General features: G+C 57.5%; 14 protein-coding genes and 1 pseudogene. 12 read left to right on the forward strand and 3 right to left on the reverse strand.

What is annotated here, in order from left to right:
- Window positions 1-35: 35 nt before the first annotated feature.
- The 12 genes and pseudogenes from AC4ICF_RS07635 (at window position 36) to AC4ICF_RS07690 (ending at window position 10,623) form a co-directional block, all read left to right on the forward strand.
- Entirely contained in the window at window positions 36-521 is a 486-nt protein-coding gene (locus AC4ICF_RS07635) for a hypothetical protein (protein WP_316380014.1), read from the forward strand.
- A pseudogene (locus AC4ICF_RS07640) lies at window positions 508-666 on the forward strand (oxygen-insensitive NADPH nitroreductase); the annotation flags it as partial. The gene AC4ICF_RS07635 and the pseudogene AC4ICF_RS07640, both read left to right, overlap by 14 nt.
- A gap of 69 nt (window positions 667-735) precedes the next feature.
- Window positions 736-1,638, forward strand: a complete 903-nt coding sequence (gene rimK / locus AC4ICF_RS07645) for a 30S ribosomal protein S6--L-glutamate ligase (RefSeq protein ID WP_029739445.1) — start codon at window positions 736-738, stop codon at window positions 1,636-1,638.
- 63 nt (window positions 1,639-1,701) lie between these two features.
- Window positions 1,702-2,178 carry a YbjN domain-containing protein gene (locus AC4ICF_RS07650; RefSeq protein WP_003858385.1) on the forward strand — a complete coding sequence of 159 codons (477 nt, stop codon included), beginning with the start codon at window positions 1,702-1,704 and terminating at the stop codon, window positions 2,176-2,178.
- A 351-nt stretch (window positions 2,179-2,529) separates the two neighbouring features.
- A complete protein-coding gene (potF, locus tag AC4ICF_RS07655) occupies window positions 2,530-3,642 on the forward strand; it encodes a spermidine/putrescine ABC transporter substrate-binding protein PotF (RefSeq protein WP_041910676.1) in 1,113 nt (370 codons plus the stop codon).
- Between the two features lie 102 nt (window positions 3,643-3,744).
- Window positions 3,745-4,878, forward strand: a complete 1,134-nt coding sequence (gene potG, locus AC4ICF_RS07660; RefSeq protein WP_045630953.1) for a putrescine ABC transporter ATP-binding subunit PotG — start codon at window positions 3,745-3,747, stop codon at window positions 4,876-4,878.
- A 9-nt stretch (window positions 4,879-4,887) separates the two neighbouring features.
- Window positions 4,888-5,841, forward strand: coding sequence for a putrescine ABC transporter permease PotH (gene potH / locus AC4ICF_RS07665; protein WP_116341058.1), 954 nt, complete (start codon window positions 4,888-4,890; stop codon window positions 5,839-5,841).
- Complete coding sequence (gene potI / locus AC4ICF_RS07670; RefSeq protein WP_061098748.1) at window positions 5,838-6,683, forward strand: putrescine ABC transporter permease PotI; 846 nt, start codon at window positions 5,838-5,840, stop codon at window positions 6,681-6,683. The genes potH and potI overlap by 4 nt, the downstream gene beginning before the upstream one ends.
- A 65-nt stretch (window positions 6,684-6,748) precedes the next feature.
- Window positions 6,749-7,222, forward strand: a complete 474-nt coding sequence (locus tag AC4ICF_RS07675; RefSeq protein ID WP_116341056.1) for a YbjO family protein — start codon at window positions 6,749-6,751, stop codon at window positions 7,220-7,222.
- A gap of 40 nt (window positions 7,223-7,262) precedes the next feature.
- A complete protein-coding gene (gene rlmC / locus AC4ICF_RS07680) occupies window positions 7,263-8,390 on the forward strand; it encodes a 23S rRNA (uracil(747)-C(5))-methyltransferase RlmC (RefSeq protein WP_316380015.1) in 1,128 nt (375 codons plus the stop codon).
- Window positions 8,391-8,462: 72 nt separating this feature from the next.
- On the forward strand, window positions 8,463-9,170 hold the full coding sequence (locus AC4ICF_RS07685) for a response regulator transcription factor (protein ID WP_116341052.1): 708 nt from the start codon (window positions 8,463-8,465) through the stop codon (window positions 9,168-9,170).
- Window positions 9,154-10,623, forward strand: a complete 1,470-nt coding sequence (locus tag AC4ICF_RS07690) for a sensor histidine kinase (RefSeq protein ID WP_316380091.1) — start codon at window positions 9,154-9,156, stop codon at window positions 10,621-10,623. The genes AC4ICF_RS07685 and AC4ICF_RS07690 overlap by 17 nt, the downstream gene beginning before the upstream one ends.
- Window positions 10,624-10,665: 42 nt before the next feature.
- Here the strand turns inward: AC4ICF_RS07690 and artJ are convergent, their stop codons facing one another.
- From artJ to artQ, 3 genes are all read right to left on the reverse strand, one after another.
- Entirely contained in the window at window positions 10,666-11,397 is a 732-nt protein-coding gene (gene artJ / locus AC4ICF_RS07695) for an arginine ABC transporter substrate-binding protein ArtJ (RefSeq protein WP_028019301.1), read from the reverse strand.
- A gap of 173 nt (window positions 11,398-11,570) precedes the next feature.
- Complete coding sequence (artM, locus tag AC4ICF_RS07700) at window positions 11,571-12,239, reverse strand: arginine ABC transporter permease ArtM (protein WP_163330820.1); 669 nt, start codon at window positions 12,237-12,239, stop codon at window positions 11,571-11,573.
- Window positions 12,239-12,955 (reverse strand): arginine ABC transporter permease ArtQ, encoded by a 717-nt coding sequence (gene artQ / locus AC4ICF_RS07705; protein WP_025756069.1) that lies wholly within the window; start codon window positions 12,953-12,955, stop codon window positions 12,239-12,241. The genes artM and artQ overlap by 1 nt, the downstream gene beginning before the upstream one ends.
- Window positions 12,956-12,958: the final 3 nt, after the last annotated feature.

Raw genomic sequence — 12,958 nt, forward strand, 5'->3', positions numbered from 1 at the left:
AGTGGCGTTTCCGCGAACCAGAGGTCACAGAATGGGTGGTTAAGAACATTATCACCCCGTTACGCGAGGTAGATAACAAAGAGGCGATGGTTCAGGCGAAGTTACGCAAGCTCGATGCAGAAGCGCGGATCATGGAAATGAAAGCCCGTGAGACAGCAGGATCATTAATCCCGGTTGCGTTGGTCGAATCCTCGATTAGTAAGTTTTCCTCATTAGTTCGCACTGCAATGTTTCAAATCGCAACTACTCAGGCGCAAGCCATTATCGAGGCTGCAACCGATACCCGTTCGATCAAAGCGTTTATGAACGAGATTATTACTGAACGTCTGAACGAAATCAGCAAACAGATGGATCAGGGTGAATTTTTAGATGATGAAGAAATAACCCAACATTCAGAAGACGAGGATCAGACCGATGGAAGTAATCAAAACAATAGTAACGTTAGAAATCCTGTTCAAGACGATGACAGTATTGTTAGCGGGGTACCAGCCGGTCAATCAGAACGTCCTGAATCAATATGATGAAGAGCTGGCCAACTACTACATGACGCGCGGCAGCAATAACCGTCGCGACACCTGGACTGACCATATTCGTCGCACCATCATCAAAGAAAACCGCCCGTTTATTCTTGATTACCTCCACAAACAGGGGTGGGCGACGCGATAGTCCATTCCTCCTGCGCCTGCCTGCGTATATGATATGCAGGCTTTTTCCATGTCTTCAGAGAGGTGCAGGGTGAAAATTGCCATATTGTCCCGGGATGGAACGCTCTATTCATGTAAGCGCCTGCGAGAAGCGGCGGCGAAACGCGGGCATCAGGTTGAGATCCTCGACCCGATGTCCTGCTATATGAACATCGACCCGGCCGCTTCGTCGATTCACTACAAAGGCCGCAAGCTGCCGCATTTTGATGCGGTGATCCCGCGCATCGGCTCCCAGATCACCTATTACGGCACCGCCGCGCTGCGCCAGTTCGAGATGCTGGGCAGCTACCCGCTCAACGAGTCCGTCGCCATTTCCCGCGCCCGCGACAAGCTGCGCTCGTTGCAGCTGCTCGCCCGCCAGGGAATCGATCTTCCCGTCACCGGGATTGCCCATTCCCCGGACGACACCAGCGATCTTATCGATATGGTGGGCGGCGCGCCTTTAGTGATCAAGCTGGTGGAAGGCACGCAGGGCATTGGCGTGGTGCTGGCGGAGACCCGTCAGGCGGCGGAGAGCGTGATTGACGCCTTTCGCGGTCTGAATGCGCATATTCTGGTACAGGAGTACATCGAAGAGGCGAAAGGGCGCGATATTCGCTGCTTTGTGGTAGGTAACGAGGTCGTGGCGGCTATCGAGCGTCAGGCCAAAGAGGGCGATTTCCGCTCTAACCTCCACCGCGGCGGCGTGGCGCGGGTGGCTGATATCAGCGACCGCGAGCGGGAAATTGCCGTCAAAGCGGCGCAAACCCTCGGGCTGGACGTTGCAGGCGTGGACCTTCTGCGGGCGACGCGCGGGCCGCTGGTCATGGAGGTGAATGCCTCGCCGGGGCTGGAAGGCGTGGAAAAAACCACAGGGGTCGATATTGCAGGTAAAATGATCGCATGGATCGAACGTCATGCGACGCCGGGCTACTGTCTTAAAACGGGCGGTTAAATGGATTACCGTGCGCTTTTTGAGTACCCTATGCGAAGTTTTTATTAAAGAGGCTGCACAGCGATGGATTTACAGGTCGTTCCTACACTGGATACGTTACGTCAATGGCTTGATGATGCCGGGATCACGTTCTTTGAATGCGATTCCTGCCAGGCGCTGCATCTGCCTCACATGCAGAATTTCGATGGCATTTTCGATGCCAAAATCGATCTGATTAACGACGTGATCCTATTTTCCGCGCTGGCCGAAGTGAAGCCGTCCGCGCTGCTGGCGCTGGCCTCCGATCTCTCGGCGATCAACGCCAGTTCTTTGACGGTGAAAGCATTTCTCGATATACAGGATGATAATCTGCCGAAACTGGTGGTTTGCCAGTCTTTATTCTCCGGTGCCGGGCTGTCGTTCAAGCAGTTCGCCTGGTTTATGCGCTTGAGTGAAGAGCAAATTTCCATGGTAATGATGGAAGCCAATGCACACCATCTGCTGTATAGCGCGGAAGATGATGCAGAGAATAATGATGCATCTCCCAATTTTCTTCACTAAGCCTGTCTGACTTTTGCGCAGTCGCTGCCAGAGCGGCTGCATAAGGCCATTTTTTCTGCTGCTTTTAACCTTTCTTTAAAGAATATTTCACCTCCTCAAAGGCCATTTCGGCTTATCACGTAGACTTAACCTGCATAAAAAATTGATAAAAGGCGTTTTTTCGTCTGGGCTATAGCCGGAGACACGGGCTACAGTTATTCTTGCGATGCTTAAAAAAGCGAGCGGAAGCTGCCGGGTAAAGAGGTTTCTTTTTATTTTGAGCAGAGCGACAAACTATGCATGATTTTTGCATATATCCAGATTGCACAGTTTTAGTTCGTTTGTTAACGAGCTTTCAGAAGGAATAACACTATGATCGCCTTGAATAAAAAATGGTTATCGGGTCTGGTTGCGGGTGCTCTGATGGCCGTCTCTGCCGGCACGCTCGCTGCGGAACAAAAAACGCTGCACGTTTACAACTGGTCTGACTATATTGCGCCGGACACGGTGGCAAATTTTGAAAAAGAGACCGGCATTAAGGTGGTTTACGACGTTTTCGATTCCAACGAAGTGCTGGAAGGAAAGCTGATGGCGGGCAGCACCGGGTTTGACCTGGTCGTGCCTTCCGCGAGCTTCCTGGAGCGTCAGCTGACGGCGGGTGTGTTCCAGCCGCTGGATAAAAGCAAATTATCGAACTGGAAAAACCTCGATCCGGAAGTGCTGAAGCTGGTCGCCAAGCATGACCCGGATAACAAATACGCCATGCCTTACCTGTGGGCGACCACCGGTATCGGCTACAACGTGGATAAAGTCAAAGCCGCGCTGGGCCCGGACGTTAAGCTGGACAGCTGGGACGTGGTGCTGAAGCCGGAAAACCTCGAGAAGCTGAAAAGCTGCGGCGTCTCCTTCCTCGATGCGCCGGAAGAGATTTTTGCCACCGTGCTGAACTACCTGGGCAAAGATCCGAACAGCAACAAGGCGGATGACTACACCGGCCCGGCGACCGATCTGCTGCTGAAGCTGCGTCCGAATATCCGTTACTTCCATTCGTCTCAGTACATCAACGACCTGGCGAACGGCGACATCTGCGTGGCGATCGGCTGGGCAGGGGACGTGTGGCAGGCGGCTAACCGCGCGAAAGAGGCGAAAAACGGTGTGAACGTCTCTTACTTCATTCCAAAAGAGGGGGCGCTGGCGTTCTTCGACGTCTTCGCGATGCCTGCTGATGCGAAAAACAAAGACGAAGCGTATCAGTTCCTTAACTACCTGATGCGTCCTGAGGTGATCGCCCACATCAGCGACCACGTGTACTACGCGAACGGTAACAAGGCCTCCGTGCCGCTGGTCAGCGAAGCGATCCGCAGTAACCCGGCAATCTATCCGCCGGCGGACGTGTTCGCCAAGCTGTTTACCCTGAAGGTTCAGGATCCAAAAATTGACCGCGTCCGTACCCGTGCGTGGACTAAGGTGAAAAGCGGTAAATAATTTACCGTGAGTCGTAGGCCGGGCAAGCGCACCGCCCCCGGCAACGGGCGCACCGTTCTGGTGCGCCTGCACCATGATTTGATTTATGCCGGAGAGCACCCCGTGAATGACGCGATCCCCCGCCCGCAGGCGAAAGTCCGTAAAGCGCTGACCCCGCTTCTTGAAATTCGTAACCTCACCAAATCTTTTGATGGCCAGCATGCCGTGGACGACGTCAGCCTGACTATCTATAAAGGCGAAATATTCGCGCTACTGGGCGCCTCGGGCTGCGGTAAATCGACCCTGCTGCGTATGCTGGCCGGTTTTGAACAGCCCACCGCCGGGCAGATTATGCTCGATGGCGTGGATCTCTCCAGCGTGCCGCCGTACCAGCGCCCGATTAACATGATGTTCCAGTCCTACGCGCTGTTTCCGCACATGACGGTGGAGCAGAATATCGCCTTTGGCCTGAAGCAGGACAAGCTGCCGAAAGCCGAAATCACCGCGCGCGTGGCAGAAATGCTAAGCCTCGTTCACATGCAGGAGTTCGCGAAGCGTAAGCCGCACCAGCTTTCCGGTGGCCAGCGTCAGCGCGTGGCCCTGGCGAGAAGCCTGGCGAAACGCCCGAAGCTGCTGCTGCTCGACGAGCCGATGGGTGCCCTGGACAAAAAGCTGCGCGATCGCATGCAGCTGGAAGTGGTGGATATCCTCGAGCGCGTGGGCGTGACCTGCGTGATGGTCACCCATGACCAGGAAGAGGCCATGACCATGGCCGGTCGTATCGCGATCATGAACCGCGGTAAGTTCGTGCAGATTGGCGAGCCGGAAGAGATTTACGAGCATCCGACCACCCGCTACAGTGCGGAGTTCATCGGCTCGGTTAACGTCTTCGAAGGACTGCTGAAGGATCGTCAGGAGGATGGTCTGGTCATCGAATCGCCGGGGCTGCAGCATCCGCTTAAGGTCGATCCTGACAGTTCGGTAGTGGACAACGTGCCGGTCTACGTGGCGCTGCGCCCGGAGAAGATCATGCTCTGTGACGATCCGCCTGCCGACGGTTACAACTTTGCCGTCGGCGAAGTGGTGCACATTGCCTATCTGGGCGATCTGTCCATCTACCACGTGCGCCTGAAAAGCGGACAGATGCTCAGCGCCCAGCTGCAGAACGAACATCGCTACCGGAAGGGCCAGCCGACCTGGGGCGACGAAGTGCGCCTGTGCTGGGACGCGGACAGCTGCGTTGTGCTGACGGTATAAGGAGCGATCATGAGCACACTTGAACCTCCAGCCCGTGCAGCCAAACCGGGCGGCTTTGCCCACTGGCTGACGCGCCTTAAGATGAACCACGGCCGCAAGCTGGTAATCGCCATGCCGTACGTGTGGCTGATCCTGCTGTTCCTGCTGCCGTTCCTGATCGTGTTTAAGATCAGCCTGGCGGAGATGGCCCGGGCGATCCCGCCGTATACCGATCTGTGGGAGTGGGCCGACGGACAGCTGACGCTGACCTTGAACCTGGGTAACTTCCTGCAGCTCACCGAGGATCCGCTCTATTTCGAAGCGTATCTGCAGTCGCTGCAGGTGGCGGCGATCTCGACGCTCTGCTGTCTGGCGATGGGCTACCCGCTGGCGTGGGCGGTGGCGCACAGCAAGCCATCGACGCGCAATATCCTGCTGCTGCTGGTGATCCTGCCGTCGTGGACCTCGTTCCTGATCCGCGTTTACGCGTGGATGGGGATCCTGAAAAACAACGGCGTGCTGAATAACTTCCTGATGTGGCTCGGGGTTATCGATCAGCCGCTAACGATCCTGCACACTAACCTTGCGGTCTATATCGGCATTGTGTACGCCTATCTGCCGTTTATGGTGCTGCCGATCTATACGGCCCTGACGCGGATTGATTACTCGCTGGTGGAAGCGTCGCTCGATCTCGGCGCCCGTCCGCTGAAAACCTTCTTCAGCGTCATTGTCCCGCTGACCAAGGGCGGCATTATCGCCGGGTCGATGCTGGTCTTTATTCCGGCGGTCGGGGAGTTTGTGATCCCGGAACTGCTCGGGGGGCCGGACAGCATCATGATTGGCCGCGTCCTGTGGCAGGAATTCTTCAATAACCGCGACTGGCCGGTGGCGTCGGCGGTGGCGATTATCATGCTCCTGCTGCTGATCGTCCCGATCATGTGGTTCCACAAGCATCAGCAGAAACAGATGGGAGATCGCGGATGAACAACCTACCGGTAGTACGCTCCCCGTGGCGAATTCTGATCCTCATTATCGGCTTTACCTTCCTGTATGCGCCGATGCTGATGCTGGTGATCTACTCGTTCAACAGCTCTAAGCTGGTGACGGTCTGGGCGGGCTGGTCGACGCGCTGGTACAGCGAGCTGTTCCACGACGACGCGATGATGAGCGCGGTGGGGCTGAGCCTGACCATTGCTGCCCTGGCGGCCACGATGGCCTGCGTTCTGGGCACCATCGCCGCGCTGGTGATGGTGCGCTTCGGGCGTTTTCGCGGGTCGAACGGGTTTGCCTTCATGATCACCGCCCCGCTGGTGATGCCGGACGTGATAACCGGCCTGTCGCTGCTGCTGCTGTTCGTGGCGCTGGCGCACGCCATCGGCTGGCCGGCGGATCGCGGTATGCTCACCATCTGGCTGGCGCACGTGACTTTCTGTACCGCGTATGTCGCGGTGGTGATCTCTTCGCGCCTGCGCGAGCTGGATCGCTCCATCGAAGAGGCGGCGATGGATCTCGGCGCCACGCCGTTGAAGGTCTTCTTCATCATCACGCTGCCGATGATCATGCCGGCGGTGATCTCCGGCTGGCTGCTGGCATTCACGCTGTCGCTGGACGATCTGGTTATCGCCAGCTTTGTCTCCGGCCCGGGCGCGACGACGCTGCCGATGCTGGTTTTCTCCAGCGTGCGCATGGGAGTCAACCCGGAGATCAACGCCCTGGCCTCTATCATCCTCGGCGTGGTCGGAATTGTCGGATTTATCGCCTGGTATTTGATGGCGCGCGCGGAAAAACAGCGCGTGCGCGATATCCAGCGTGCAAGACGCGGCTGAAGCATTTAAAATTTCCAGTGATGTGCCGCGCATGACGCGGCACTGTTTTTCAGGGAAGTAAAACATTGGGATTATTAAAAAAATCACGTCTTACGCACGCCCGTCCTAACGTTCCTGCGCTGGTGCAGGTGGCGGCGCTCGCCATTATTATGATCCGCTGCCTGGACGTGCTGATGATTCTGAATACCCTGGGCGTGCGCGGCATCGGGGAATTCATTCACCGCAGCGTGCAGACGTGGAACCTGACGCTGGTCTTTTTGAGCAGTCTGGTGCTGGTGTTTATCGAGATCTACTGCGCGTTTTCGCTGGTTAAAGGGCGCAACTGGGCGCGCTGGGTCTATCTGCTCACGCAAATTACCGCCGCCAGCTATCTGTGGGCCGCCTCGCTGGGCTATGGCTACCCGGAGCTGTTCAGCATTGCCGGTGGCTCAAAGCGCGAGATTTTCCATGCGCTGGTCCTGCAGAAGCTGCCGGATATGCTGGTGCTCTGCCTGCTTTATATTCCTGCCTCCAGTCGGCGGTTCTTCCGTCTGCAATAATGTGTATAATCGCAGCCCTCGTTTTCCTTAAGGTTTTCATATGCAGTGCGCACTCTATGACGCCGGACGCTGTCGCTCCTGTCAGTGGATAGAACAGCCGGTCTCTCAACAACTGACCGCCAAAATGGCCGACCTGCAACAGCTGCTGGCAGCACGCGCGGTGGGCGAGTGGTGCGCACCCGTCACCGGCCCTGAGCAGGGCTTTCGCAACAAAGCCAAAATGGTGGTCAGCGGCAGCGTTGAAAAACCATTGCTGGGGATGCTGCACCGCGACGGCACGCCGGAAGACTTAACCCACTGCCCGCTGTATCCCGCCTCGTTTGAGCCGGTTTTTGCCGCACTGAAGCCGTTTATCGCTCGCGCGGGGTTAACGCCTTATAACGTCGCCCGCAGGCGCGGCGAGCTGAAGTACCTTCTCCTGACCGAAAGCCAGAAAGACGGCGGGATGATGCTGCGCTTCGTGCTGCGTTCGGAAGCCAAGCTGGAGCAGCTGCGCGCGGCGCTGCCTTGGCTGCAGGAACAGCTTCCCCAGTTAAAGGTGATTACCGCAAATATTCAGCCGGTGCATATGGCAATCATGGAAGGGGAGAAAGAGATTTTCTTCACCGACCAGCACGCGCTGGCGGAGAGCTTCAACGGCGTGCCGCTGTGGATCCGCCCGCAAAGCTTCTTCCAGACCAACCCGACCGTGGCAAGCAGCCTGTACGCCACCGCCCGCGACTGGGTGCGCGCGTTAAACATCAAGCATATGTGGGATCTGTTTTGCGGCGTGGGCGGTTTTGGTCTGCACTGCGCCACGCCTGAGATGCAGCTCACCGGAATTGAGATCTCTGCCGAGGCGATTGCCTGCGCGAAACAGTCCGCCGCTGAACTGGGGTTAACCAATCTGCACTTCCAGGCGCTGGACTCCACGCAGTTTGCCACCGGTCAGGGCAACGTGCCGGAGCTTGTGCTGGTCAATCCGCCGCGCCGTGGCATTGGAAATGCGCTGTGCGACTACCTGAGCCAGATGGCGCCCGATTTTATCGTCTACTCCAGCTGCAACGCGCAGACCATGGCGAAAGACATCGCCAGCCTGCCGGGCTACCGCATTGAGCGGGTACAGCTTTTTGATATGTTCCCGCACACCGCGCATTATGAAGTGCTGACGTTGCTCGTGAAATCTTAAACAAAATGTGAACTCTGCCGGCCCACAAAATCAGGTAAGCTTACGTCATAAGAGATGAATAAAGGCTTACCCATGAAGCAGATCCTGCTGGTGGAAGATGACCACGATATCGCGGCGCTTCTGCGACTCAATTTAGAAGACGAAGGCTACGCCATTACCCACGAGCCCGACGGGGGCAACGCCCTGCAGCGCCTTGAAAAACAGCCGTGGGATGCGGTGATCCTCGACCTGATGTTGCCCAACGTTGACGGCCTGGAAATTTGCCGCCGCATCCGTCAGATGACCCGCTACCTGCCGGTGATCATCATCAGCGCCCGCAGCAGCGAAACCGACCGCATCACCGGGCTGGAAACCGGCGCCGATGACTACCTCGCCAAACCCTTTTCGGTGCAGGAGCTGATTGCCCGCATCAAAGCGCTGTTCCGCCGCCAGCAGGCGATGGGGCAGGCGCAGGCTGACGGGCAAATTCAGGCCCACGGCCTGACGATCGATCCGCTGGCGCGCAGCGTGCTGCTTCACGGCCAGGCGGTGGATCTCACCCCGCGCGAATTCGAACTGCTGTACTTCTTCGCCCGCCATCCCGGCGAGGTGTTTTCCCGTCTGGCGCTACTAGAGCAGGTGTGGGGCTATCAGCACGAAGGCTATGAGCACACCGTCAACACCCATATCAACCGCCTGCGCATCAAGATTGAGAAGGACGCCGCCGAGCCGGAGATTATTCGCACCGTCTGGGGCAAGGGCTATAAATTTGCGGAGCCAAACCATCATGCGCCGCTTTAGCCTGAGCCAGCGCCTGACGTTGCTGTTTGTCCTGCTGATGATGCTCTGCGCCACCGTCGCCTGCGCGGTACAGCTCTACAGCAGTATGCAGTACGGCAATGCGATGGTGCAGCGGTTGTCGGGCGGGCTGGCGCAGCAGATCGTCCAGCGGGAACCGATTCTGGACGGGCAGGGCAGGGTCGACCGCAGCGCGCTGAAACCGCTGTTTGACCGGCTGATGACCTTTAATCCGAGCGTTGAGCTGTATGTTATCTCGCCGGACGGCGATATCCTGGCCGACGCCGCACCGCCGGGCCATATTCAGCGGCAAAAAATCGACCTGGCACCGGTTCAGACCTTCCTGAGCGGTACCGCCATACCGGTACTGGGCGACGATCCGCGCAGTCAAAATAAAAAAGTGTTCAGCGCCACGCCGCTGCGACAGGACGGCGAGCTTAAGGGCTACCTGTACATTATTTTGCAGGGCGAGGAGTCGAACGCGCTGGCGGAAATGGCCTGGCATAAGGCGCTCTGGAGCACGGTGCTCTGGTCATTGCTGTGGGTCGCGTTGTTTGGCCTGCTGGCGGGACTGCTGGTCTGGTACTGGGTGACGCGTCCGGTTAAGCGCCTGACGGAGGAGGTCACCGGCCTGGAGCAGGACAGCATTAGCGCAATCAGGCTGCTGGCAGCGCAGCCGCCGGACGCCGCGGCCAATGACGAAGTGGCTCTGCTGCGCAACAGTTTTATCGAGCTGGCGCGGAAAATCACCCGCCAGTGGGACCAGCTGGCCGACAGCGATCGCCAGCGCAGGGAGTTTATCGCCAATATTTCGCACGATCTCCGCACGCCGCTCACCTCGCTGCTGGGCTATCTGGAAACCCTGTCGCTCAAATCCGCCACCCTGACGCCGCAGGAGCACCAGCAGTATCTCGCCACCGCGCTGCGTCAGGGACAAAAGGTACGTCATCTTTCGCAGCAGCTGTTCGAGCTGGCGCGCCTTGAGCACGGCGGCATTAAGCCGCAGCGCGAGCGTTTCGCGATGGGAGAGCTGATTTCCGACGTGGCGCAGAAGTTTGAGCTCACCGCCCGCACGCGCGAGGTCAATCTGCATATTGACGTGCCGGGGCCCCTGCCGCTGGTCAATGCCGATGTGTCGATGATCGAGCGCGTGGTGACCAACCTTCTGGATAACGCGATGCGCCATACGCCCACCGGCGGGGAAATTCGTCTGGCGGTCTGGCAGGAGAATGAACAGCTTCAGGTCGAAGTAGCCGACACCGGAACGGGGGTGGATGCCTCGCTGCGCGACGATCTGTTCCAGCGGCCGTCGGCGCTGAATACCCAGGCAGCGCGGGAGAACCGCGGTGGGTTAGGGCTGTTAATCGTTAAGCGTATGCTGGAGCTGCACGGCGGCGGGATCAGGCTGATGGAGTCGGTGAGCGGGGCGCGGTTCAGGTTCTTTGTACCGCTGTGAGAGAGTGCCGGGTAAGGCGAAGCCGCCACCCGGCAAAAGAGATTACTGCGGGAACCACTGGTCGCTGATTTTCTGATACGTGCCGTCCGCTTTAATTGCCTTCAGCGCGCCGTTCAGTTTTTCCAGCAGGGCCTTGTTATCCGGACGCACCGCGATGCCGAGGCCCGTGCCGAAGTACTGCGGGTCGGTGACTTTCTCGGTCGCCGTACCCAGCTGCGGATTGGTTTTCAGCCATTCGTTCACCACGGCGGTGTCGCCGAATACGCCATCAATACGGCCGTTTTTCAGGTCGATAATCGCGTTCTGGTAGCTGTCATAGGCCACGGTCTTCACTTCAGGATGCTTGTCCTGCAGGTATTTCTGGTGCGTGGTGCCGTTTTCCATCCCGATGCGTTTGCCTTTCAGCTCGTCGAAGGACTTGTACGCCCCTTTCTTCGCAATCACTACCGCCGAGTTGGCGTAGTACGGGTCGGTAAATGCCACCTGCTTGCTGCGCTCCGGCGTGATGTCCATCCCGGAGATTACCGCATCGTATTTTTTGAATTTCAGCGACGGGATCAGGCTGTCAAACGCGTGGTTGGTAAAGGTGCAGTCGGCCTGCATCTGCTTGCACAGCGCTTTCGCCAGGTCGATATCGAAACCGACGATCTGGTTGCTGGCATCCAGCGATTCAAACGGCGGATAAGTCGCCGAAACGCCAAAATTGATTTTATCAGCAGCGGATGCGCCAGCGGCGAAGGTTGCCAGTAGTGCGGCCAGAACTAACTTTTTCATTGTAATGCTCCCGTCTGTCTTATTTATGCGCCGTGTCTGCGGCATGGATGTACAATGCCATTTAATGAATTTATATGCAATAAAAATGATTAAATATTATTTTAATGGCAAAAAAAAGCGGATAACCCATCAGGTTACCCGCTCTGTGAATATCGTTTTATGCACTCGCGTGGTTAATTTCTGCGCTCAAACGCTAACGCTTTACGCTCAATCAGGCGCATCATCAGCGTCAGCAGGCCGTTTACCACCAGATAGACCACGCCGGCCGCGCCGAACACCATCACGTCATAGGTGCGCCCGTACAGCAACTGCCCGTGGCCCATAACTTCCATCAGGGTGATGGTGTAGGCCAGAGAGGTACTCTTGAACACCAGCACCACTTCGTTGGAGTAGGAGGAGAGTGCGCGCTTAAAGGCGTACGGCAGCAGGATTGCCAGCGTGTCTTTCTTGCTCATGCCCAGCGCCCCGCAGGACTGCCATTGTCCTTCCGGGATGGCGCGGATCGCACCAAAGAACAGCTGCGTGGTATAGGCCGCACTGTTCAACGAAAGGGCAATCAGGGCGCACAGCCACGGCTCAGAGAGCAGGTGCCAGATAACCGGATACTCCTGCAGCGACGGGAACTGGCCCGGGCCGTAGTAAATCAGGAAGATCTGCACCAGCAGCGGCGTACCGGTAAACAGGGTGATATAGCCGCGCACGATCCACACCAGCACCGGCGTTTTCAGCGTCAGGACGATGGTGAAGATAAGGGCCAGGATCAGCGCCACGATAATGGACGCCACGGTCAGCGTCAGGCTGGTGTGCAGCCCTTTCATCAGCTCGGGAAAATATTCAAGCATCAGCCTGGTCTCCGTTCAAAGCGCGTCGCACGCAGGTCAATACGCTTGAGGATGTACTGACTGAGCAACGTGATCACCAGGTAGATAGCCGCCGCCACGATGTACCACGTAAAAGGTTCCTGGGTACGGGTGGCGATGCTTTTGGTTTGCAGCATTAAATCGTTAACGCTGATCAGGCTCACCAGCGCGGTATCTTTCAGCAATACCAGCCACTGGTTACCCAGCCCCGGCAGGGCGTGGCGCCACATCTGCGGCATCACCAGACGGAAGAAGATGGCTGATTTCGACAGGCCTAACGCCTGACCCGACTCCCACTGCCCCTGCGGTACGGCCTTCAGCGCACCGCGCAGGGTTTGCGACGCGTACGCGGAGTAGAGCAGGGAGAGGGCAATCACGCCGCACAGGAACGGGCTGACGTCGAAGTTTTCAATCTGCATCTGCACCGGGATCTGCGCAAAGCCAAGATTGAGGGTGAAGCCGTCCGACAGCGTCAGCAGCAGCTGCGAGGAGCCGAAATAGATGAACAGGACCACCAGAATTTCCGGCAGCCCACGCAGCACGGTGACCAGCGCGGATCCTGTCCAGGCGACGGGGAACCATTTCGCGGATTCCCACACCGCAAAGAACATCGCCAGCACGAGGCCGATAATCAGTGCGCAAACGGCAAGGCCGACGGTCATCCCGGCGGCGCTTGCTAAAGGAAATATTTCATTCATCAG

The organism is Enterobacter sp. ECC_219_Taxon_10 (genome assembly GCF_058354905.1).